Raw genomic sequence first — 21,913 nt, forward strand, 5'->3', positions numbered from 1 at the left:
TTCCTACGATCCGTCGGGTGGCATCAACCCTGTCAATCCGACGGCAGGGTGCACAACAGACTGCGCGTCGACACCCACCACACCGGTCACGCCTGGTACGCCAGCGCTGACGGTCACCAAAGCCAACCCCGGTAGCTTGGCTGTGGGGACTGCGTTCAACTACGCCTTCACGGTAGCGAATGCGGCTGGAGCGTTTGGCCCTGCCAACAGCGTGACCATCAAGGACCTGGTGCCGGCAGGCATCAGCATCACGGGCGTACCGACCGGTGCGAACGTGTCCAGTGCAACCTGCTCGCCCAATACCTTCCCGTTTGCGGGTAACGGCAGCTCCTTGCTGACGTGTACGGTGAACTTCACTGCGGCAGTGGCGGCCGGTGGCAGCACCAGCTTCAACCTGCCGGCTGTGCCGACGGCGGTAGGCTCGAGCACGAACACGGCTTCCTACGATCCGTCGGGCGGAATCAGCCCGGTCAATCCGACGGCTGGTTGCACGACAGACTGCGCTTCCACGCCGGTGACTCCGGTCACGCCAGGCACGCCTGCGCTGACGGTCACCAAGGCCAACCCCGGTAGCCTGGCTGTGGGGACTGCGTTCAACTACGCGTTCTCCGTTTCCAACGCTGCCAGTGCCTTCGGTCCCGCCACCAGCGTGACCATCAAGGACCTGGTGCCTGCAGGCATCAGCATCACGGGCGTGCCGAGCGGTGCGAACGTGTCCAGTGCGACCTGCACGCCCAACACCTTCCCGTTTGCGGGCAATGGCAGCTCCGTGCTGACGTGTACGGTGAGCTTCACCACACCGGTGGCAGCTGGCAGCAACAGCAGCTTCAACCTGCCAGCTGTGCCGACGGCTGTGGGTTCGAGCACCAACACGGCCTCCTACGATCCGTCGGGCGGAATCAGCCCGGTCAATCCGACGGCGGGTTGCACGACGGATTGCGCATCGACGCCTTCCACGCCCGTCACGCCAGGCACGCCTGCGTTGACGGTCACCAAGGCCAATCCCGGCAGCCTGGCTTTGGGGACTGCGTTCAACTACGCCTTCACGGTAGCGAATGCGGCTGGAGCCTTCGGCCCCGCCACCAGCGTGACCATCAAGGACCTGGTGCCGGCAGGCATCAGCATCACGGGCGTGCCGACCGGCGCAAACGTGGCCAGCGCGACCTGCACGCCTAATACCTTCCCCTTCATGGGCAATGGCACGGCGATCCTGTCTTGCACGGTGAACTTCACTGCGGCAGTGGCGGCCGGTGGCAACACCAGCTTCAATCTGCCGGCTGTTCCGACGGCTGTGGGGTCGAGCACGAACACGGCCTCCTACGATCCAGCGGGTGGCATCAACCCGGTCAATCCGACGGCGGGTTGCACGACGGATTGCGCATCGACGCCTTCCACGCCGGTGACGCCTGGTACGCCAGCGTTGACGGTCACCAAGGCCAACCCCGGCAGCCTGGCTGTGGGGACTGCGTTCAACTACGCGTTCTCCGTGTCCAACGCTGCCAGTGCCTTCGGTCCTGCCACCAGCGTGACCATCAAGGACCTGGTGCCGGCAGGCATCAGCATCACGGGCGTGCCGACCGGCGCGAACGTGGCCAGCGCGACCTGCACGCCAAACACCTTCCCGTTTGCGGGCAATGGCAGCTCCGTGCTGACGTGCACGGTGAACTTCACTGCGGCAGTGGCGGCCGGTGGCAACACCAGCTTCAATCTGCCGGCTGTGCCGACGGCTGTGGGTTCGAGCACGAACACGGCTTCCTACGATCCGTCGGGTGGCATCAGCCCGGTCAATCCGACGGCAGGTTGCACTGTGAACTGTGCATCGACACCAGCAACGCCGGTCACTCCCAGCACGCAGGTGCCGGTGGCTCCGACGCTGACGGTTTCGCCGACCACGGTGGGAGGCTATCCGCAGATTTCCGGCACCGGCACGCCGGGCTACACGATCACGGTGAAGGATGGCTCGACGACACTGTGTACGGCAATCGTCGCGGCCGATCAGACGTGGAGCTGCACGCCAGGCGGCGGCTTGCCGACGCCGGGTCTGCACACGATCAGCGCGACCCAGACCAATCCTGGCAATGGCAACACCGGACCTGCCACAACGACTTCGCTCAACGTGCTCGGAACGACATTCACGGGTCCGACAGCCACCGGGGCAGGCAATGCCACGGCGACCTTGAGCGGTGGCGGCGCAGGCTGCGGGTTCGATGTGTCGCAGTCGTCCTTCGTCGCGGCTGCGGCGGGTGCGCCGGGCCAGTTGAGCTTCCCGTACGGCAATGTGCACTTCGTGGCCCGCGGCTGTACGGCCAGCAGCTCGATCACGGTCAGCGTCACCTGGCCGGGTCCGGTGACCGGCATGGCGTACTGGAAGTTCGGTCCAGCGTCCGCAGGGGCGGCGGACTCCTGGTATCAGCCTCCGGGTGCGGTGGTGTCGGGCAATACGACCTCGGTGGTGGTCACCGATGGCGGCCAGGGTGATGACGATCGCGCAGCCAATGGCGTGATCGTGGATCCCAGCGGTCCGGCGCGTGTGGGTGCGGCGCCGGGTGCCCGGCCGATCCCTGCGCTCGAACCGCGCATGCTCGCCATGGCCATGCTGCTGATGCTGGCCGCAGGCCTGTGGAATCTGCGCCGCAGACGCGGTTGACACACGGTTGAAGAGGAACTGAACCATCGCCTGCCGAACCTGTTTCGGCAGGCGATTTCCATTGGGCGCAGGTGCTGCATCCCGGCGGCTCAAGCCTGCCCGTAACCCCAGGCCGCCTTGCGGGCCTATCGCGCGTGCAACACACCGTAAATGAGAACAATTTAGAATTTCTCGCTGATTGGCGCCTTCCGTCGACAAGTCCCGGCCAACGCCGCCCGGGGCCGATGCACAGGTGCTGCGCACTTTCATCTCTGCCCGCCTGCCTTCCATGCACCGTTCTGTCCTGATGTTCCGTTGCGCACCGCAATGGATTTCCGACCGACGTCGCCTGCTCGCCTGCTCCCCATGACTTTCAAGAAAATCTGGTTCCAGTTGCACTGGTTCGTCGGCATTACGGCCGGTACGGTGCTCATCGTCATCGGGCTGTCGGGCGCGGTGTTCTCGTTCCACGAGGAAATCCTGGGATGGATGAATCCCGGCACTGCCTCCGTGCCCGCGCGCGATGCCGCGCCGCTGGCGCCGCCGCAGATTGCGCAGGCGCTGCGCGAGGCCGGCGAGCAGCGCGTGGTCCAGCGCATCACCGTCTTTGCCGAGCCCGGCCGCTCGGCCCAGGTGGCCTTCAAGCCGCCGGCCGGCCAGCGCCGGGGCCAGACGGTCTTTGTCGATCCCTACACGGGCGCGCAGCTGCCTGAGCAGCACGGCACGGAGTTCTTCGAATGGGTGGAGCGCCTGCACCGCTGGCTGCTGCTGTCGCGCGATGACGGCAAGCCCATCACGGGCACGCTGGCCGGCCTGCTGCTGATGCTGTCACTGTCGGGGCTGTACCTGCGCTGGCCGCGCCGGCCGCTGTCATGGCGCACCTGGCTGACCTTCGATCCGGCGCTCAAGGGCCGCTCCTTCCTCTGGGGCCTGCACTCGGTGGCGGGCACCTGGGCCCTGGTGGCCTATGTGGTGTTCACCTGCACCGGCATGTACTGGGCCTTCGGCGTGGTGCGCAGCACGGTGGATGGCTGGGCCGGCGTGCCGCCGCGTGTGGCCGCTCCCGCGGCGCCGTCCTCGAAACCCGGTGGCGGCCGGCCTGAGCCAGCTGGTGCGCAGCAGCCCATCGACATCGCGCCCGGCTGGGCCGCCTTCGAGCGCATCGCCCATGGCTGGCAGTTCGCCCAGCTGCGCCTGCCCGAGCGCGCGGGCCAGCCCCTGCAGATCAGCTGGCTGGATGCCGATGCCGCCCATGAGCGCGCGCGCAACCAGATGGCCCTGCTGCCCGACGGCGCCGTGCAGCGCGACGAGCGCTATGCCGACCTGCCCACGGGCCGCCGCGCCGTGGGTGCCATCTACCCGCTGCACATGGGCACCTATTTCGGCATGCCGGGGCGCATCTTCATGACGCTGGCCTCGCTGATCATGCCCCTGTTCGCCATCACGGGCTGGATGCTCTACCTGGACCGCCGGCGCAAGGCGCGCGCCCTGGCCAAGGAGCGCCAGGCGCTGATGGCGGACCCGCCACCGTCCGCCCCTGCGGGCCAGGACACCGTGCTGGTCGCCTTCGCCAGCCAGGCCGGCCGCGCCGAGCGCCTGGCCGTGGCCACCGTGGCCGCGCTGCGCGGCGCAGGCATGGCGGCCAGCCTGCAATCCGTGGCGGCGCTGGATGCCGAGCAACTGCGCCACCACCGGCGCGTGCTCTTCGTGGCCAGCACCTTTGGCGAAGGCGACCCGCCTGACGCCGCGCGCCGCTTTGCGCGCCTGCTGGGCGCGGCCTCGGGCTCGGCCCTGCCGCACCTGCAATACGGCCTGCTGGCGTTGGGCGACCGGCAGTACGCGGCCTTCTGCGGCTTTGGCCATGCGCTGGACCACCAGCTGCGCCGCCTGGGCGCGCAGCCCGTGTTTCCGCTGATCGAGATGGATGGCGAGGAACCCCAGGCCTGGAATGCCTGGCAGCAGGCGCTGGCCGGACATTTCGGGGCCTTGCCGCCTGCATCGGATGCGCTGCCTGCGTCCGCTGCAGGCCCGCTGGCCGATGCCACGGCCTTTGCCGCATGGCCGCTGCAGGCGCGCAGCCTGTGCAATGCGGGCAGCCAGGGCGCCGGTCTCTACGTGCTGGAACTGTCGCCGCCTGAAGGCGTCGCCCCGCTGTGGCGGGCTGGTGCGCTGGCCGAGGTGCTGCCACGCCATGGCGCAGCCACCGTGCAGGCCTGGCTGGCCGCACAGGAATGCGACGGCTCGGCCACCGTGCAATGGCGCCAGCAGACCTGCACGCTGGGTGAGGCGCTGGCCGCCAGCGTGCTGCCGGCCCCGGGCGATATCGCCCCCGGCACCGCGCCCCAGGCCGTGGCCGATGCGCTGCGGCCCCTGCTGCCGCGCAGTTACTCGGTCGCCTCGCTGCCGCAGGACGGCCATGTGCGGCTGCTGGTGCGCCAGGCCCGCCATGACGGCGGCCTGGGCGTGGCTTCGGGCTGGCTGACGGCGCATGCGGCCCAGGGCACCTCCGTGGCCATGAGACTGGTGGAAAACCGCGCCTTCGAGCCGCGCGACGAGGAAGGTACCGAGCCCGACGCGCCGGCCATCTTCATCGGCAACGGCTCCGGCTATGCCGGCCTGCGCGGCCACCTGCTGGCGCGCATGCACGCAGGCCGCCACCGCAACTGGCTGCTGTTCGGCGAACGCCAGCGGGCCCATGACGGGTACTGCGAGGCCGAGGTCTCCGGCTGGCTGGCCGCAGGCAAGCTGCAGCGCGCCGACTTCATCTACTCCCGCGACCAGGCCCGGCGCCGCTACGTGCAGGATGCCCTGCGCGAAGCCGCCGAACCCCTGCGCGACTGGATCGCCGACGGCGCCGTGCTCTACGTCTGCGGCAGCGCCGACGGCATGGCCGCAGGCGTCGATGCCGCGCTGGCCGACATCCTGGGCGCTACCGCCGTCGAAGACCTGATCGTCGAAGGCCGTTACCGCAGGGATGTGTACTGAGGTGAAGCGCCGCGTCTTAATGCACAGCGCATGAAACTGGCGCGGCCCAAGTCAGGGACACCGAGCAAGGGCCGCCCCGCCGCGAGGGTGTCGTCCCCCTCCCGCGTAGCGAGAGAGGGGGAAGGCGCGTAAGCGCCTCAGGGGGTGATGTACCTCTCCTTGCCGAGATTGAGCATCAACCGGTTCGCCCAGCCGAACAGCGCGGCCGAATGCAGCATGTCCAGGATTTCCTGGTCGGTGAGGCCGGCATCGCGCAGCGGCTGCAACTGGGCTGCGCCAAAGCTGCCCGGTGCGCGCGTCAGGGCCAGCGAGGACTGGATGATGGCGCGTTCGCGCGCATTGGTGCCGGCCGTGTCCGGGTCGTCGAACATCTGGGCCATGACATCGTTGCGCTTGGCCAGCTGCTCGAAGCGCTGGGCGTGGACCGATGCGCAGTACACGCAACCGTTGGAGCGCGAGACGGCCGTGGCCGCCACCTCGCGCTCGGCGCGCGACAGGCCGCCGGGCGCGTACATGATGGCGTTGAAGGCCTGCGAGCGCTCCGACAGCACGCGCGGCTGGCGGGCCAGCAGCAGGTAGAAGTCCGACGTGCGCGCCTTGGGGTGGCTCAGGTCCAGCACGGCCTGCTGCTCGGCCGTTGCCGTGGCGGGGTCGAGCACGGGCAGCCAGGACGTCCAGTCCAGCGTCTCGCTGGTGTAGCCGTTGCGGCGCAGCGGCTCGCCCGGTGGCGGCAGGTTGGCGGGGTGCACGAAGGGTGCGGCGGCGGCTTCGGCAGCCGGTGCGCTGGCCTGGCCGCCCAGCGCGTCCATGGCCTGCACGCCCGCGAACAGGCGCAATTGGTAGGCGATGAAGCCCACCAGCTGGGCCACCAGCACGGTGTCGTCGATGGACAGGCCGGACTCGGGCATGGCCAGCAGGGCCGCGCGGTCGCTCTCGGCCGGGTGCAGGGCCAGGGTGCGCACGAAGTGCAGGGCCGCATCCAGGCGCGCATTGCCGGTCTGGGCGCCGGGCTGGGCCAGCACGGTGCGCAGCGCGGGCGTCAGGGCATCGCCCAGGGACTCGGCACGCTGGCGGTATTCATCTGCCAGGGCCTGCACGCCGCTGACGCGGCATTGCTCGCTGGCCAGCACCAGGCGCTCGGCGCGGGACAGGCTGTCGGCCAGGCCGTCGCCCAGCAGCAGGTCCTCGCAGGCCTGGGTGGCAATGGCCACCTTGTCGCGCTGGCGGCGCGTGGCGTAAACGGGGGACTGGTCGGTCAGGCCGGCCAGGCGGTCGATGGTGTCGTTGGCGGTGGTCATGGGTATCTCAGGTCTTGTCTGCCAGGGCCCGCACGCGGGCTTCGGGGTCGGCGGGCGTCCATTCGCCGCCGTCGAGTTCGGGCTCGGAATAGGACTGCAGCTGGGCGTAGTGGTGTTCCAGGTCCTCGCGGTAGAACAGCGAGGCCAGGCCCTGGGCCAGCTTGCGCGCGCCGTCGCTGATGGCGGGGATATCGCCCGACACCGTGCCGTGCGACAGCGCGGCCGGATAGCAAAAGCAGTGCACATGGTCCAGGCCGGGCAGGGCGCCGGGCGTCTTTTCCTGGAACTCGAACAGAGGGCCCAGGTCGGGCGAGTCCGACAGTTCCTGGTCCTCGGCACCCGCCTCGGGCACGAAGCGGTCGCTCCAGATGCGCACATGGGGCGCCAGGTCGGCGAACTCGGGGCGCTGGCGCCAGTCGATGGCAAAGCCGGTGGAGACGATCAGGAAGTCCAGCACGAACACGCCGCGCGGCGTGTCCACGCGCAGCCGGTCTCCGTCCTGCTCCACCTTCTGCACGGCGCAGCCCAGGTTGAAGTGGGCGTTGGCATGGCGCGAGACGCGCAGCGTGCTGCCGTGCGGAGGTGGCACCTGCTGCACGTTGATGTAGTGGCGTATGCGCCATTTCCAGGCGTCGGGCAGCAGGAACTGACCGTGCGTGAGGCCGGGCGTGCCCGAGCCCTTGGATTTGTTGATGCGCGGCAGGTCGCTGCGGCGCACCAGCAGGTCCACGCTGGCGGCGCCGTTCTCCAGCGCGGTGGCGGCACTGTCCATGGCCGACGAGCCTGCGCCCACCACGCCCACGTGCAGGCCGGCCAGGCGGCTGTAGTCGAGCACGTCGGAGGAGTGCGCCCAGCGGCTGCGGTCCACGCCCTGCATGAAGGCGGGGATCTGCGGGCCGCCCAGGCCGTCGCGGCCCGTGGCCAGCACCACGCGGCGTGCCAGCCAGGTGCGCGAGGCGCCATCGACCGTCACATCGACCTCGACCGTGCCGTCGGCCTGCGGGCGGATGGCCGTGACCTGGTGGCCGTTGCGCACGTCGCAGCGCATCACGCGGCGGTACCAGCGCAGGTAGTCCATCCACTGCAGGCGCGGGATCTTGTCCAGCGCGGCCCAGGCTTCGCGGCCCCATTGGGCGATGAACCAGGCGCGGAAGGTCAGCGAGGGCAGGCCCAGCGCAGGGCCGGTCAGCTCCTTGGGCGAGCGCAGGGTTTCCATGCGCGCCGTCGTGGCCCAGGGGCCTTCGAAGTCCAGCGGGGCCTTGTCCAGCAAAACGGCCGCGATGCCCAACTGGGACAGCGCGGCCGACAGGGCCAGGCCGGCCTGGCCGGCGCCGATGACCAGGACATCGTGCACGGGCTGGCCGTCGCGGGTGGAGGGAGGAATCCAGGCCTTGGCAGGCCAGCCCAGGGCGACGAGGTCGTCGCGCAGGCGTTCTTCAAGGGCAGCCAGGCCCGCAGGGGCCGGGGCTGCCGGTTCGGTCAGGGACATAGACTCACCAGGAACTCACGAGGAAAGGCGCGCCAGCGGGGCAGGGCCTGCGGGCGCGCGCGGCATCAATCGATGCTGATTTTCGCGTCTTTGACCACCTGTGCCCACTTCAGGCGGTCGTTGTGCACGGTTTTCTTGAACTGCTCGGGCGTTTCGATGCGGATGGCATTGCCCTGGGACTCGAAGCGCGCACGCACCTCGGGCAGCTCCAGCACCTCGCGCACGGCCTGGCTGAGCTTGGCCACGATGGCCGGGTCCGTGCCCTTGGGCGCGAAGATGCCGAACCAGATCGAGCTGTCGAAGCCCTTGGTGCCCGTCAGGCCGCTGGAGGCGATGGTGGGCACTTCCTTGATGACTTCCACGGGCTTGGCCGTGGTCACGCCCAGCAGGCGCACCTTGCCGCTCTTGTAGTGGGGCAGCACGGTCTGGACCTGGTTCATGATGCAGCAGGTCTCGCCGCGCAGCACCGAGGTGATGGCCTCGGGGCCACCCTTGTAGGGCACGTGGACCATGTTCAGGCCCAGGCGCGCATTGAACTCGGCAAAGGCCATGTGCGTGCCCGCGCCGTTGCCCGTGGAGGCGTAGTTGTACTTGCCGGGGTTGGCCTTGATCTCGTCCACGAACTCCTTGAGGTTCTTGACGTTGATCACGTTGGGATTGATGGTCAGCACGTTGGACACATCGATCAGCGGCGCCACCGGCACGAAGTCGGTTTCCACATCGAAGGGCAGCTTCTTGTACAGCGCGGCATTGCTGCCGTGCGTGGCGGCCGTGCCGAAGGCCAGCGTGTAGCCGTCCGGCTTGGCGCGCGCCACGATCTCGCTGGCGATGTTGCCGGCCGCACCCGACTTGTAGTCAATGATCAGCGGCTGGCCCAGGCGCTGGGACAGCGGCTCCTGCACGCCGCGCGCGATCACGTCCACGCCCGAGCCTGCCGGGAAGCCCAGGATCATGGTCACGGGCTGGTGCGGCCACGAAGCCGCCGAATCGGCTGCCACCGCTGCGGTGGAGCCGAAGACGGCCAGGGCCGCGGCGGCGGCGGGAATCCAGGAGCGGAAAAACGAGGGGCGCATGGTGTGCAGGGAAATCCGGTGAATCAATTCCCATATTTTCCTGAGAACTTAATGAGCCACTTTTATATGCATATGTTGGTATGAAGCCAGTGTGGGCATGGCCGCAGCGCTCAGCAAAAAGCCCGCCGATGGGGCGGGCTTCATGCCGGGCGCAAGCGCCCATCAATGGCGGTAGGGGTTGTTGGGGCGGCGGTCATGGCGATCCGGCACGCCGTCGCGGTCACGGTCCCAGCGGCCGGGTGCGTAGCCCCAGCGGCCACCCTGCTGCGACCACACGGGCTGGCGGTACACATAGCCGGGACGCGCCTTGACCCAGTGGCCGGCCACCCAGGCATGGCGGTGGCCCTGCGGGCGCCAGTAGCCGGGTGCCCAGACGTAGCCGCGGCGCGGTGCAGGAACCGCCTCGTAGCGCATGGGAGGCGGCGCGCCGAACTGGACCGAGATGGCGGCGCCCGGCGCCGCATAGGTCACGTTGGCCTGGGCCTGCGCGGTGCCGGCCCATCCGGCCAGGGCCAGGGTGGCGGCGATCAGCGGTGTGCGAAGGGAAATCATGGCGGCTCCTTGTCCTTGGTTCATCGGGCTGGAGTCCTGGTGAAAGGAATCCATGACTGCATGGTGCAGGTCCATCGTCAATCCCGGGTTGCCGCGCCGCGAAGTCTTGCAATCTTGTGTATCGCCTTGGTGAAGCCTTGTTGCCAGGCGCTGCAGCGCGGGCTGCCGTCCTGCAGCCGCCGTCAGACAGTGCCTCTTCGAAGCGCCGTGAACGCCGTGAATTCCCAGCTGCGCATGGCCAGCACCAGGGTGTAGCCCTCGCGCTGGCCCGGCGGCAGGCGCTGGTCCTGCAGGTGCTGCTGGGAAAAGTCATGCGCCAGCCGCTGTATGCGTTCCACGAAGCTGGGCGCCAGGTGCCGGCCGATGGAGCCGTGCACCATCAGCATGCCTTCGCCCGGCTGGTCGAAGCCGCCGCCGAAGTAGTCGAGCACGGCGTTCTCGCGGAAGTACTCCATCACCGGCCCGCGCGCGCGCCAGCGGAAGGTCTTGGCCAGGCGCAGCCGGTAGCGGTTGCCGGGGCGCAGTTCGATGATGCCGATGCGGTCCAGCTGGGCCAGGTAGCGGATGCCTTCGGCCTCGGTCATGCGGTAGGTGGCCACGATCTGCTCCAGCGTCCACTGGCTGAGCACGCAGATGGCCATCAGCAGCAGCTTGCGGTCGGCGACCACGGCGTTCTCCTGCTCGGGCGTCATCTCCTGCAGCAGCGGCTGGCTGTCGGCCACGCGGCGCGCCAGGTCGGCGAAATCCAGGCTCAGCGCGCGGCAGATGGCATCGATGCGCGACAGCGGCATGTCGCCCTTGGCCAGCATGCGCTTGACGCTGGACTCGGCCATGCCCAGGGCGCGCGCCAGGTCGGCATAGGTCATCTGGGCGGCCTTGAGTTCCTTCTTGAGGGCGATGACGAGGTCGGCAGTGGTGCTCATGGGTAGCGATTATCGATACCCGAGGTGCTGGTTTGCGCGGCGGGTGCAGAAAAACGATGCTGGAAGGGCCGATGGCTCGCCACACTCCGCCTCACTTTTCACGAGGAGCAACACATGCCATCCGTATCGATTTCACCGGCCGCCGCCCTGCGCGCGCTGTACTGGGGCGCTGCCCTGCTGCTGCTGGCCGCCTGGCTTGGCCCCGCCGTGCCGCAGCCGCAGGACTTTCACGCGTTTGCCGACCAGCGCGCCTGGGGGGCGCTGCCCCATGCGCTGGATGTGCTCAGCAACCTGGGCTTTGCCTGGGCCGCCGTGGCGGGCGCGCGCCTGCTGCTGGACCGGCGTAGCCAGGCGCTGGCGCCGGCCCTGCGCTGGCTGGCCGCGCTGTTCTTCACGGGGCTGGCGTGTTCGGCCATAGGCTCGTCCGTCTACCACTGGGCACCCCACGATGCCACCCTGGCCGGCGACCGGCTGGGCATGTCCATGGCCTTTGCCGGCATGCTGGGGCTGGCGCTGCAATCGCGCATTGCCGACCGCGTGGCCGTGCGCGCCGCGGTGGCCATGCTGGTCGCCGCCGTGGCCTCGGTGCTGGTCTGGCTGCACGGCGGCAACCTGCTGCCCTGGGCGCTGGTGCAGGGCGGCGGCATGCTGGCGGTGCTGGGCCTGGCCTGCGTGGCGCCGCGCCATGGCGCGCTGGCGCTGCGCCTGGGCGTGGTGATCGCCTGGTATGGCGCGGCCAAGCTGCTGGAGTGGGGCGATGCGGCCGTCTTCGAGGCCACGGCCGGGCTGGTGTCCGGCCACAGCCTCAAGCATGTGGTGGCGGCGGCCGCGGCCCTGCCCGTGATCGCCGCGCTGCGTGCGGCCGGCACGGCGCGCATGGCCAGTACGGGCACAATGTGCGCCGATGCGTGCGGCCACGGCGGCGCCACCAACCGTTGAGGGAAGACAAGATGTTCCAGCAAGAGACCGGCAGCCCGTCTGCCCCCACCGCAACGGCCGGCGCCGTGCCATCGGCCGCGCACGAGCACCCCAACCAGTTCGCCCTGCTGGGCCAGCGGCGCTTTGCGCCGTTCTTCTGGACGCAGTTCTCTGGGGCGGCCAACGACAACCTGTTCAAGTTCGCGCTCACCGTGATGGTGACCTACCAGCTCAGCGTCTCCTGGCTGCCTTCGGCCATGGCGGGGCTGGTGATCGGGGCGCTGTTCATCCTGCCGTTCCTGCTGTTCTCGGCCACCTCGGGCCAGCTGACGGACAAGTGGGACAAGACGCGCATGTTCCGCCTGGTCAAGAACCTGGAGATCGCCATCATGGCGCTGGCCGCCTGGGGCTTCATCCAGGCCAATGTGCCTTTGCTGCTGGGCTGCGTCTTCCTGATGGGCCTGCACTCCACGCTGTTCGGCCCCGTGAAATTCGCCTACCTGCCCCAGGTGCTCAGCGAGCGCGAGCTGACGGGCGGCAACGGCATGGTGGAGATGGGCACCTTCGTGGCCATCCTGCTGGGCAACGTGGCAGGCGGCCTGCTGGTGGCCGTGCCCGAGGTGGGCCATATGCAGGTGGCCGTGGCCTGCCTGGCGCTGGCGGTGATCGGGCGGATCTTTGCGCAGTTCATCCCCAATGCGCCGGCCACCGACCCGCACCTGGTCATCAACTGGAACCCCTTCACCGAGACCTGGCGCAACCTGCAGCTGGCCCGCGAGCAGCCCGCCGTGTTCCGCTCGCTGCTGGGCATCAGCTGGATGTGGTTCTTCGGCGCCGTGTTCCTGGCCCAGTTCCCCAGCTTTGCCAAGGAGGTGCTGCATGGCGACGAGCATGTGGCCTCGCTGCTGCTGGTGGTGTTCTCTGTGGGTATCGGCACGGGCTCGCTGCTGTGCGAGGTGTTCAGCCGCCGCCATGTGGAGATCGGCCTGGTGCCGCTGGGCGCCATCGGCATGAGCGTGTTCGCCGTGGACCTGTTCTTTGCCTCGCGCGCGCTGCCGGCTTCCGAGCTGATGGGCGTGGGTGCCTTCTTTGCCCAGCCCGCGCACTGGCGTGTGATGGCCGACCTGGGCATGCTGGCCCTGTCGGCCGGCATCTACAGCGTGCCCATGTACGCGCTGATCCAGATGCGCAGCCAGCCCACGCACCGCGCGCGCATCATCGCGGCCAACAACATCCTCAACGCGCTGTTCATGATCGCCTCCAGCGTGCTGGCGGGCGCGCTGCTGGCGGCGGGCTTCAGCATTCCCCAGGTATTCCTGATCACGGGCATTGCCAATGCCGTGGTGGCGGCCTACATCTTCTTGCTGGTGCCCGAGTACCTGCTGCGCTTCGTGGCCTGGGTGGCCTCGCGTTTCGTGTACCGCTTCAAGGTGCAGGGCGACGAGCACATTCCGGCCACCGGCGCGGCCATCCTGGCCTGCAACCATGTGAGCTTTGTCGATGCCGTGCTGCTCATGGCCGCCAGCCCCCGGCCCATCTACTTTCTGATGGACCACCGCATCTTCCGCGTGCCCGTGCTGGGCTGGCTGTTCCGCCTGGCCAAGGCCATCCCCGTCGCGCCCCAGAAGGAAGATCCCGCCACCTACGAGGCTGCGTTCGAGCGCGCCGCCCAGGTGCTGCGCGAGGGTGATCTGCTGGCCATCTTCCCCGAGGGCGGCATCACGCGCGACGGGCAGCTGCAGGAGTTCCGAGGCGGCATCATGAAGATCATCGAGCGCGCCCAGGCCGATGGCCTGCAGGTGCCCGTGGTCCCCATGGCGCTGACCAATCTCTGGGGCTCGTACTTCAGCCGCATCGAGCAGGGCGGCGCCATGGTGAGGCCCTTCCGCCGTGGCCTGTTCAACCGCGTGGGCCTGAACGTGGGCCAGCCCATGGCCCAGGCCGAGGTGCAGCCCGCGCTGCTGCGCGAGCGCGTGCTGCGGCTGCTGGCGGCCTAAGAGGGGTTCTGTTCCTCTACCGTGAAGCTCAGGCCGGCATTGGCCTTGAGCCTGGCGATGAGCGCGTTGCCCATGGCAGGCGCCGTGGTCCAGATGCCGCCAGGCGTGTCCGGGGCGTCCTGCAGCAGGCAGACGGCTGCCTCGGTGATCATCTTGGACGTGGAGCCGTAGCCCGGATCGCGGTCGCCCTTGACGCCCACGCGCAGGCTGTGGCCGGCCGCGTCGGTGCCGATGAACAGCACGTCGTAGAAGCCCGATTCACGCTCCTCGCGCGATGGCCCCTCGCCAGGCTGGGGGCCGTCGTCCGCGCCCAGCGACTTGTCGGCCGCCACGGCGTTGGCCAGGGCCTCGCCCTTTTCGCCCGCGCCTGTGACCATCATCTCGTCGTAGACAAAGTCGGCGCCATAGGCATGGCCCAGCAGAAAGTTGGAGCGGTGCACGTTGCGCGTGTTGATGGCCGCCATCACGAAGGGCGCCACCCACAGGCCCAGCACCTCGTCCACCATGGGCTTGCTGCCGGACGGTTGGCGCGGGCCCTCGAAGCCCGGCGTGAGCGAGAACGGATTGCGCAGCAGCTCCAGCACGCCCGGCTGGGCGGCGGCCGCCGCCATGGTGGCCTTGAGGCTGGCCGCCGTGCCGCCCGAGAACGTGCCCTTCATCTTGCGCACCCGGCCCCGCACGCGCTGGGCGGGCTGCCCGAAGCGGGCCTGCATCTCTCGCTGCAGCATGAACACGCCCAGGTCGAAGGGAATGGAATCGAAGCCGCAGGAGAACACGATGCGCGCGCCGCTGGCCCGGGCTGCGGCCTCGTGTGCAGCGATCATCTGGCGCATCCACGCTGGCTCGCCACACAGGTCCACATAGTCCACGCCGGCGCTGGCGCAGGCGGCCACGAGTTCGTTTCCGTAGAGCTGGTAGGGGCCCACCGTGGTCAGCACCAGGCGGGTCTGCTCCATCAGCGCCTGCAGGCTTGCGGGATTGCCGGTGTCGGTCACCACCAGCGGGGTATCGGCGGGCGCGCCCAGCTCGTCGCGCACGGCCGCGAGCTTGGCGGCATTGCGCCCGCCCATGGCCCAGCGCAGGCCGCTGCCCGCGGGGTAGCGCCTGAGCAGGTACTCCACCACCAGCCGGCCCGTGAAGCCGGTGGCGCCGTGGACGACGAGGTCAAAGAGTTTGGTCATGGGAGATCTCCATCAATCAGCGTGGCGAACGTGCGATTGCCCGCTGCACTGCAGCCGGGGTGGGCGCATTGTCTGTGGCGCGCCGCAGGGTTCCTGTCGCCCAGGTGCCGTGCCCGATGGTCTGTGTGCTGGTGTCACATGCAGGAACTTTTTGGGGCGTAAACAACAGTCAAAAACTTGAAAAGTACCGTTTGGAGATACTCAATGGCCTGTGTCTGGCCACTGTTACGGTTGAATGCAGACACGCAAGTTACGTCTGGGCACCATGCGTCCCGTGTTCAACCAATGCCCTTGAGGGGCACCTCGGCAAATGTCCTCTTCTCCCATCGTCGTTCAGCGTGATACCCGGGCCTGGCAACTGCAGGTGTGGGTGTCGTTCGGCATTGCGGTCTCGCTGTGCGCCATCGGCCTGGCATGGCTGCCCGGCGAGCAGCTGGAGCAGGCCTTCATGGTGATGGGCTATGTGTTCTGCCTCTCGGCAGCCTTCGTGCTGGCCAAGTTCGTGCGGGACAACGAGGGCGGCCGCAGCGGCGCAGGCGACACGCCCATGTGGAAGCTGGTGGTCTGGGGCGGTTTTGCCGTGTCCATGGCGCTGACCGGCTGGGGGCTGGTGAGCATGGACATCAACGTGACCTACAAGGCCTTCCTGGGCGTGAGCTGGCTCTATCTCATCACCACCGCCTTCACGCTGGCCAAGATGCTGCGTGACCGCCACGAGGCCGACCTGGCGCAGGCCCGCATGCATGGCCGCCGCGAGGCCGCGCAACCGGCCGACGCCGAGTGATGTCCACCCCTTCCCCGCATTTCCAGGAGTCCAAGCAATGATGGTCAACCAATCCGTTTTCGCGCGCCTGCCGCGTGCCCTGCTGGCCGCCGGCGCGCTGTGCGCAGCCCTGGCCATGGCGCCCGCCCATGCGCAAAGTGAGGCCTCCGTGGCGCTGTCCATGCTGCCCGTGGCCTCCGTGGTGGGCACGGCTTCGGTGGCTTCGACGGCCGCTGGCGCCGTGGTGGCCTTGCCGGCCGCGCTGTCGGTGGGCGGCGCGGTGCTGACCGTGAAGGCGGTGCAGGCCTCGGCCACGGGCACGGTCTATCTGCTCGAGCGTGCCTCCGATGGCGCCCAGGCCAGCGTGGAAGTGGTGGGGCGGGGCGCCTCCGCCTCGGCCTATGCCGTGGGCACGGTGCTGACCTGCAGCGTGATCGGCGCAGGCGTTGTCATCTCGGCGGCCGGCAAGGTGCTGGCCTTCATTCCCAACGAGATGGGCAAGGCCCTGCTGCACAACGAACGCCTGTGATGCCCGCCATGAAACCGTCTCTCTCCCTTTCCCCGGTGGCCCGTTCCGCCTGCCTGGTGCTGCTGCTGGCCGCCGCGCTGGGCACGGCCCATGCGGGCCGCAGCTGCGAGGACAAGCCCCTCACCCCCCAATCCCTGCAAAAGGGGCTGGACCTGGCCCAGCGCACATCCCAGGCGCTGGATGCCGAATATGCGAAGAACGGCACCCGCGTCGTGCTGCTGGCGCGCGTGGGCCAGGACCTGAGCAAGTACGACCTGCACTACTCGCACTACGGCTGGGCCTACAGGACCCCCGAGGGCCCCTGGCGCGTGGCGCACAAGCTCAACGAATGCGGCACGGCCGGCGGCCATGTCTACCGCCAGGGCCTGGGCGAGTTCTTCCTGGACGACCTGTGGCGCTACGAGGCCGGCGTTCAGGTGCCCACGCCCGCCGTGCAGCAGGCGCTGTGGACCTTTCTGACCCAGCCCCAGACCGTGCTGCGCCTGCAGCACGAGCCCTACAGCATGGTCAGCTATGCCTGGGGCCAGCGCTACCAGCAGTCCAACCAGTGGGCCACCGAAACCCTGGCCGCCGCCATGGAGCCGGCCACGGTGCAGCGGCGCGAGCAGGCCCAGGCCTGGCTGCAGTTCAAGGGCTACGAGCCTGGCGTGCTGGTGATTCGCGCGCTGTCGCGGCTGGGCGGGCGCGTGACGGCTGCCAACATCGCCTTCGACGACCATCCCAACGACAAGCGCTATGCCAGCCGCATAGAGACCGTGACCGTGGAATCGGTGACGCAGTGGCTGCAGCGCAGCCAGCTGGCGGGTCCGGTACGCGTGCTGCCCTGAGCCGGACCGGCTCTTCCTCCGCCTGCGGTCTTCCTCGGCCGCAGGCCACTGAAACAGGAGTTTCCCCATGAGCAAGGCCCTGCGTCTGCCCGAAAAATGGTTCCGCCGAGGCCTGTGGCTGGTGGCGGTGGTGTTCGCGTCCTTCCTCATCGGCCTGGGCGGCCTGGTGGTGGGCGACCTGCCCCAGGTCGAGTCGCCGCGCACGGTGGAGGACTTCATCGCGCCCGCTGCGGCCGAGCCCGTCAAGGCCGAGATCAAGGCCGCCGATGCCGATCACGACAAGGCGGAGACGGCGCTGCAGAACGCGCGCCTCAAGTACCAGGCCACGCAGGCGCGCTACCGCTCTGCGCGCGAGACCTTCGACAACTGGGTGGCCACGCGCCGTGCCACGGCCCGGCCCGAGCAGGACAGCGAGCTGCTGTCGCGCACCCAGGCGCTGGATGCCATCAAGCAGGAAGAGAACACCGCACGCGCTGCCGTGGAGCGGCTGCAGGACGCCAGCCTGCAGGCACGCCAGCGCCTGGACGCGGCCAACCGCCAGTGGGACGGTCTGCGCGACGGTGCCATGCAGGCCTGGCGCAAGGAGATGCGCGCCATCGAGCTGCGCGTCTTCCTCTACCGCCTGGCGCTGACCCTGCCCCTGCTGCTGGTGGCCGGCTGGCTGTTCGCCAAACAACGCAAGAGTACCTGGTGGCCCTTTGTCTGGGGCTTCATCTTCTTTGCGCTGTTCGCCTTCTTCGTCGAACTCGTGCCCTACCTGCCCGACTACGGCGGCTACGTGCGCTATGTGGTCGGCATCGTGGTGACGGTGCTGCTGGGGCGCGCGGCCATTCTGGGCCTGAACCGCTACCTGGAGCGGCAAAAGCAGCAGGAGTCACTGCCCGAGACGCAGCGGCGCCAGGAACTGGGCTACGACGTGGCCCTGGCCCGCCTGGCCAAGGGCGTATGCCCGGGCTGCGAGCGCCCCGTGGACCTGAAGGACGGCGCCATCGATTTCTGCCCCCACTGCGGCATAGGCCTGTTCGACCGCTGCGGCAGCTGCAATACCCGCAAGAGCGCCTTTGTGCACTATTGCCACAGCTGCGGCACCCAGGCCGATGGCAACCGCAGGAAGCCGGGAGCCTTGCTGCCTTCCACGTCTGCTGCGCCTGCCGTGGCTCCCGTGCCTCCCGTGCAGGAGGCCGGGCCGGCGCCGGGTTGAGTCTGGCTGAGCCCGCCGGAAGCTGCCCTGGCGGCGGCTGTGGCGGTGTCGGCCGGAGCCGGCAAGACCCTTGAAGCTGCGCGGGGTTGTGGTACACCATGGCTTGCGCGCTCGGCCGGGGCGCAGATGTCTTCAGCGAGGATGCCATGTCACGCCAGCTGCCGTATCCCCCACAACACACGCCAGCGCAGCCCGCCCACCCACCGGCCGGCGCGTCCGCCCATCTTCTTCCCCTGGCGGCCTGGGCCGTGGGGGCTGCCCTGCTGGCCGGCCATGTGCTGGCCGGCCCTTCTTCATGGAAAGCCTGGGCGGCCTACGCCGCGCTGTCGGCCCTGGCCGGCATGGCCTGGGTCTGGCGCTGCCATGCTGCGGGCCTGCCGATGACCCGGACGCTGCGCGGCCACGGCTGGATACAGGCCACGATGGCCTTGCTGCTGGCGGCCTGGCAGCCCTCGCTGGCCTGGGCCTCTGCCCTGCTGTGGCTGGCCGCCGTCGCCTGGCTGCCCTGGGATGGCGAGCGCGAGCAGGCGCTGCACCTGCCCGCAGGCCAGATCGTGCTGCTGTGCGCCATGCTGGCCATGCTCTGCGCCGTGGTGGTGGCCAGGCCCATGCCGCAGATGGCACCGGGCTCGGTCGCCGTGCGCATTCTGTGGCTGGCCAGCGTGCTGCTGCCGCTGGCTGTGCATGCGCTGGCCCTGTGGCAGGCACTGAGCCGCATGCAGCGCCAGTACACCGAGGAGCTGGCGCAGCTGTCCAGCTACTGCGGCCAGCTGGCCAACGATGTGCAGCAGCTGCAGACCCGCGTGGGCTCGCTGCAATTGCCCACGGGGCGCGACACGCTGACCGGCGTGGCCAATTACTCGCGATTGATGGATGCCGTCGATGGCCTGCGCGAGCGCCATGCGCGCAAGCCTGAACCGTTTTGCGTGGTGCTGCTGGAGCTGGACCCCTGGGTGGAGCGTGCGGGCGTGCACCCGCCGCACAAGGGACCATCGCTGCAGGACCGGGTGCTGCTCATGCTCAGCGGCCTGCTGGTCACCCACCTGCGCACGGTGGACGGCATAGGCCGCTACCGCGATGACACCTTCATGCTGGTGATGCCGGATACCGCCTCCGTCCAGGCCGTCTGGGCGCTGCAGCGCGTGCGCGAGGGCGTGCGCCAGCAGCACTGGAGCGAAAAGCCCATCCCCGACCCCGACAAGGACCCGCTGACCCTGACCCTGGCCGTGGCGGAGTTCCAGGCGGGTGAAACCTCGGAGCGGCTGGTGCAGCGTGCCGAAGCGGCCCTCGCGCATGGCCGCGCCTGCGGGCGCAACCAGATCGTGGTGGCCGAGGACGTGCGGCCGCCACGTACCTCCTAGGCGAGAAGGATGCAATCCCCGGGATTTCCCGGATGCGGTCACAATGGGCGCCCATGAGGGCCGCCGGCCCGCCGCGCTTCTTCGCATGCCCGTGCTTTCCTCCATTTCTCGGAATTTCCCGGACCGTCTCCTGTGGGGGCCGAAGCCGGCGTCGCCGTTGGTGGACGAGGCGCTGCACCTGGAGCGCTGGAAGCGCCGCACCTGGCAACTGCACATCTCCGTGCTGGTCAGCCATATCTATGCGCTGCTGCTGTTTCTGGGCCATGCCTGGGCCGGCTATGCGCCCTGGGCCGTGGTGCTGGGCTATGGCCTGTGGGTGGTGGCGGGCATGGGCTTCATCACCTGGGCCTATGCCAGCGACTGGTGCCACAGGCTGCGCGATCCGGGCATGTTCCTCACGCACCAGCTGGTGTCCATCATCGGCGTGCTGGGCACGGTCATGGCCGCCCCTGCGCTGGCGTTCCAGTCCATGGTGATGCTGATCGCCTTCAGCGCCGACGGTTTCCTGGCGCGCAGCCGTACCAGCTTTTGGCTGACCTGGATAGGCACGCTCATCGCCGTGGCGGCCATCATTCTCTGGAGGGGGCCGCTGATGCGCATGACCACGGACACGGCTGCAGGCCAGTTGCTGGCCTTCGGCGTGGTGCTCGGTGCCGTGGTGCGCTGCAGCGTGCAGGCCACCTTCTTTCGCAGCATGCAGTACCGGCTGGGCATCGCCAATGACAAGCTGGCCACGGCGCTGGCGCAGATCGAGGCCTTGCTGCGCCATGACGACCTGACCGGCGTCAGCAACCGCCGGGGCGTGATCGAGCGGCTGCACGAGGTGCGCACCGCCGCCCACGACCGCGGCACGGTGCTGTGCGTGGCGCTGCTGGACATAGACCACTTCAAGCGCATCAACGACAGCTTTGGCCATGAGGGCGGCGACCGCGTGCTGCGCGCCTTCGGAACGCTGCTGAAGTCGCAGCTGCGCAGTGCCGATGGCGTGGGCCGCTATGGCGGTGAGGAATTCCTGCTGGTGCTGCCCGACACCGACCTGGCCCAGGCCGGCGAACTGCTGGAGCGCCTGCGCCTGCGCATTGCCGAAGCCCCGTGGACGCAGACCCTGGGCGAGGGCGCCCGCGTCACCTGCACGCTGGGCGCCGCGCAGTACCGCGCGGGCGAGTCGGTGGAGGCGACCATTGCACGTGCCGATGCGGCGCTTTACCGTGGCAAGGCCCAGGGCCGCAACTGCACCGTGCTGGAGCCGCAGCAGGCCCGGTCGGCCCCCAGCGCAACGCCTGCCTGACTGCTTGTGGCGTGTGGCTTGTGAGTGCAGCTCACGACGAGTGCCAGAAAACATCGTTATTCATTCGCACGGATCGTCCATAGCATCGGCACCCTGTCCAGGACGGGCTGGGATGTGCATATGAATCAATGGATCGCTGAAACCGCCGGCAACATCGCCGGGAACATGGCCGTAGACATTGCGGGCTGGGAAGGGCGTTTGTCGTCCAGGCCCCGCCAGCTGCAGGCCGGGCCGCTCAGTGCCGAACTGGCCGATGGCTGCCTGCGCAGCGTCCGCTACGGCAGCCTGGAGATCCTGCGCTCCGTGGCCTTTGCGGTGCGTGATGAACAAGGAGACCGCTGCGTGCATGGCAGCGGCGAACTGAGCCTGCGCGAGAAGGACGACCGCTTCGAGGTCCTCTACGAAACCGCGGTGGACTGTGGTGCCCTGCGCCTGGCATGGCGCGTGCGCATCGCGGGGTCGGCGCGCGGGCTGGGCTTCACGGCCTGGGCGCGCGCCCTGGATGGCATGGAGGGAGGCCTGCAGCGCGGCCTGCGCGGTGGATGCGCGGGGCTGGAGATCGTCTATCCGCGCAATGCGCTGGCGGGCCGGTCCGTGCATGTGGAGCATGCCGATGGCAGTGCCCAACGCACCGTGCTGCCCGAGCCCGATGCGCTGCTGCGCGTGTCGCAGCTGTCCGCCATCACCCATGAGCCTGCGCCCGGCCTGCAGGTGGGCTGCCGGCTGGAGGGCGCGGAGTTCGAGATGGTGGGCCAGTGCTGTGGCGGCAAGTCCTTCTTCAGGCTGCAGCCACGCGCGCAGTCCCCTGCGCATTCCTACCTGTTGACCCGGGGCCGGACCCTGGTGCAGATGGCAAGCTTCTCGTTTGCCGCGCCCGGCGCCATGCAGTAGGGCCTGGCCGG

Annotated in this window: 17 protein-coding genes; 11 read left to right on the top strand and 6 right to left on the bottom strand. The window is 69.0% G+C overall.

Annotated features, from left to right (window positions below; all coding sequences use genetic code 11):
• Positions 1–211 precede the first annotated feature (211 nt).
• Together INR38_RS26965 and INR38_RS26970 are read left to right on the top strand one after the other, a co-directional pair.
• On the top strand, positions 212–2,647 hold the full coding sequence (locus INR38_RS26965) for a choice-of-anchor U domain-containing protein (RefSeq protein WP_242699218.1): 2,436 nt from the start codon (positions 212–214) through the stop codon (positions 2,645–2,647).
• 345 nt (positions 2,648–2,992) lie between these two features.
• Positions 2,993–5,611, top strand: a complete 2,619-nt coding sequence (locus INR38_RS26970) for a sulfite reductase flavoprotein subunit alpha (RefSeq protein WP_207444464.1) — start codon at positions 2,993–2,995, stop codon at positions 5,609–5,611.
• 137 nt (positions 5,612–5,748) lie between these two features.
• On the opposite strand, the gene INR38_RS26975 is transcribed toward INR38_RS26970, so the two are convergent.
• The 5 genes from INR38_RS26975 to INR38_RS26995 form a co-directional block, all read right to left on the bottom strand.
• Positions 5,749–6,909 (bottom strand): peroxidase-related enzyme, encoded by a 1,161-nt coding sequence (locus tag INR38_RS26975; protein WP_207444463.1) that lies wholly within the window; start codon positions 6,907–6,909, stop codon positions 5,749–5,751.
• 7 nt (positions 6,910–6,916) lie between these two features.
• Positions 6,917–8,398 carry an NAD(P)/FAD-dependent oxidoreductase gene (locus INR38_RS26980; protein ID WP_207444462.1) on the bottom strand — a complete coding sequence of 494 codons (1,482 nt, stop codon included), beginning with the start codon at positions 8,396–8,398 and terminating at the stop codon, positions 6,917–6,919.
• A 65-nt stretch (positions 8,399–8,463) separates the two neighbouring features.
• A complete protein-coding gene (locus tag INR38_RS26985; protein WP_034368821.1) occupies positions 8,464–9,471 on the bottom strand; it encodes a tripartite tricarboxylate transporter substrate binding protein in 1,008 nt (335 codons plus the stop codon).
• A 162-nt stretch (positions 9,472–9,633) separates the two neighbouring features.
• On the bottom strand, positions 9,634–10,023 hold the full coding sequence (locus INR38_RS26990; protein ID WP_013800295.1) for a YXWGXW repeat-containing protein: 390 nt from the start codon (positions 10,021–10,023) through the stop codon (positions 9,634–9,636).
• Between the two features lie 182 nt (positions 10,024–10,205).
• Entirely contained in the window at positions 10,206–10,946 is a 741-nt protein-coding gene (locus INR38_RS26995; RefSeq protein ID WP_012202467.1) for a helix-turn-helix transcriptional regulator, read from the bottom strand.
• A 114-nt stretch (positions 10,947–11,060) separates the two neighbouring features.
• Here INR38_RS26995 and INR38_RS27000 point away from each other — a divergent pair, with 114 nt between their 5' ends.
• Positions 11,061–11,885 carry a hypothetical protein gene (locus INR38_RS27000; protein ID WP_071953756.1) on the top strand — a complete coding sequence of 275 codons (825 nt, stop codon included), beginning with the start codon at positions 11,061–11,063 and terminating at the stop codon, positions 11,883–11,885.
• 11 nt (positions 11,886–11,896) lie between these two features.
• On the top strand, positions 11,897–13,861 hold the full coding sequence (locus tag INR38_RS27005) for an MFS transporter (protein ID WP_199962008.1): 1,965 nt from the start codon (positions 11,897–11,899) through the stop codon (positions 13,859–13,861).
• Here the strand turns inward: INR38_RS27005 and INR38_RS27010 are convergent.
• Positions 13,858–15,042: a saccharopine dehydrogenase NADP-binding domain-containing protein gene (locus INR38_RS27010; RefSeq protein ID WP_207444461.1), complete on the bottom strand. Its 1,185-nt coding sequence runs from the start codon at positions 15,040–15,042 to the stop codon at positions 13,858–13,860. The genes INR38_RS27005 and INR38_RS27010 overlap by 4 nt on opposite strands.
• A 310-nt stretch (positions 15,043–15,352) precedes the next feature.
• Here INR38_RS27010 and INR38_RS27015 point away from each other — a divergent pair, with 310 nt between their 5' ends.
• The 7 genes from INR38_RS27015 to INR38_RS27045 all read left to right on the top strand — a co-directional run bounded on the left by INR38_RS27015 (position 15,353) and on the right by INR38_RS27045 (position 21,902).
• Positions 15,353–15,826 (top strand): YiaA/YiaB family inner membrane protein, encoded by a 474-nt coding sequence (locus INR38_RS27015; RefSeq protein WP_012202471.1) that lies wholly within the window; start codon positions 15,353–15,355, stop codon positions 15,824–15,826.
• Between the two features lie 37 nt (positions 15,827–15,863).
• Positions 15,864–16,334, top strand: coding sequence for a hypothetical protein (locus tag INR38_RS27020; RefSeq protein ID WP_013800299.1), 471 nt, complete (start codon positions 15,864–15,866; stop codon positions 16,332–16,334).
• Between the two features lie 8 nt (positions 16,335–16,342).
• Positions 16,343–17,161 carry a DUF2145 domain-containing protein gene (locus tag INR38_RS27025; RefSeq protein ID WP_180318608.1) on the top strand — a complete coding sequence of 273 codons (819 nt, stop codon included), beginning with the start codon at positions 16,343–16,345 and terminating at the stop codon, positions 17,159–17,161.
• Positions 17,162–17,228: 67 nt separating this feature from the next.
• Positions 17,229–18,362: a zinc ribbon domain-containing protein gene (locus tag INR38_RS27030; protein ID WP_207444460.1), complete on the top strand. Its 1,134-nt coding sequence runs from the start codon at positions 17,229–17,231 to the stop codon at positions 18,360–18,362.
• Between the two features lie 146 nt (positions 18,363–18,508).
• On the top strand, positions 18,509–19,723 hold the full coding sequence (locus INR38_RS27035; RefSeq protein ID WP_207444459.1) for a GGDEF domain-containing protein: 1,215 nt from the start codon (positions 18,509–18,511) through the stop codon (positions 19,721–19,723).
• A gap of 160 nt (positions 19,724–19,883) precedes the next feature.
• Positions 19,884–21,011 carry a GGDEF domain-containing protein gene (locus INR38_RS27040; RefSeq protein WP_347566775.1) on the top strand — a complete coding sequence of 376 codons (1,128 nt, stop codon included), beginning with the start codon at positions 19,884–19,886 and terminating at the stop codon, positions 21,009–21,011.
• A 120-nt stretch (positions 21,012–21,131) separates the two neighbouring features.
• The gene (locus INR38_RS27045) at positions 21,132–21,902 is read left to right on the top strand and encodes a hypothetical protein (RefSeq protein ID WP_207444457.1); all 771 of its coding nucleotides are present in this window, start codon (positions 21,132–21,134) and stop codon (positions 21,900–21,902) included.
• Positions 21,903–21,913 lie beyond the last annotated feature (11 nt).

Origin of the sequence: Delftia sp. SD018 (genome assembly GCF_017355445.1) — a bacterium.
GTDB classification, from domain to species: domain Bacteria; phylum Pseudomonadota; class Gammaproteobacteria; order Burkholderiales; family Burkholderiaceae_C; genus Comamonas; species Comamonas acidovorans.

Excerpts from the sequence above, each read along its gene's own strand:
- INR38_RS26995 (WP_012202467.1), bottom strand. The coding sequence starts at position 10,946 with ATGAGCACCACTGCCGACCTCGTCATCGCCCTCAAGAAGGAACTCAAG.
- INR38_RS26970 (WP_207444464.1), top strand. The coding sequence starts at position 2,993 with ATGACTTTCAAGAAAATCTGGTTCCAGTTGCACTGGTTCGTCGGCATT.
- INR38_RS27020 (WP_013800299.1), top strand. The coding sequence starts at position 15,864 with ATGATGGTCAACCAATCCGTTTTCGCGCGCCTGCCGCGTGCCCTGCTG.
- INR38_RS27005 (WP_199962008.1), top strand. The coding sequence starts at position 11,897 with ATGTTCCAGCAAGAGACCGGCAGCCCGTCTGCCCCCACCGCAACGGCC.
- INR38_RS26990 (WP_013800295.1), bottom strand. The coding sequence starts at position 10,023 with ATGATTTCCCTTCGCACACCGCTGATCGCCGCCACCCTGGCCCTGGCC.
- INR38_RS26980 (WP_207444462.1), bottom strand. The coding sequence starts at position 8,398 with ATGTCCCTGACCGAACCGGCAGCCCCGGCCCCTGCGGGCCTGGCTGCC.
- INR38_RS27010 (WP_207444461.1), bottom strand. The coding sequence starts at position 15,042 with ATGACCAAACTCTTTGACCTCGTCGTCCACGGCGCCACCGGCTTCACG.
- INR38_RS27025 (WP_180318608.1), top strand. The coding sequence starts at position 16,343 with ATGAAACCGTCTCTCTCCCTTTCCCCGGTGGCCCGTTCCGCCTGCCTG.
- INR38_RS26985 (WP_034368821.1), bottom strand. The coding sequence starts at position 9,471 with ATGCGCCCCTCGTTTTTCCGCTCCTGGATTCCCGCCGCCGCCGCGGCC.
- INR38_RS27035 (WP_207444459.1), top strand. The coding sequence starts at position 18,509 with ATGTCACGCCAGCTGCCGTATCCCCCACAACACACGCCAGCGCAGCCC.
- INR38_RS26975 (WP_207444463.1), bottom strand. The coding sequence starts at position 6,909 with ATGACCACCGCCAACGACACCATCGACCGCCTGGCCGGCCTGACCGAC.
- INR38_RS27000 (WP_071953756.1), top strand. The coding sequence starts at position 11,061 with ATGCCATCCGTATCGATTTCACCGGCCGCCGCCCTGCGCGCGCTGTAC.
- INR38_RS27045 (WP_207444457.1), top strand. The coding sequence starts at position 21,132 with ATGAATCAATGGATCGCTGAAACCGCCGGCAACATCGCCGGGAACATG.
- INR38_RS27015 (WP_012202471.1), top strand. The coding sequence starts at position 15,353 with ATGTCCTCTTCTCCCATCGTCGTTCAGCGTGATACCCGGGCCTGGCAA.
- INR38_RS27030 (WP_207444460.1), top strand. The coding sequence starts at position 17,229 with ATGAGCAAGGCCCTGCGTCTGCCCGAAAAATGGTTCCGCCGAGGCCTG.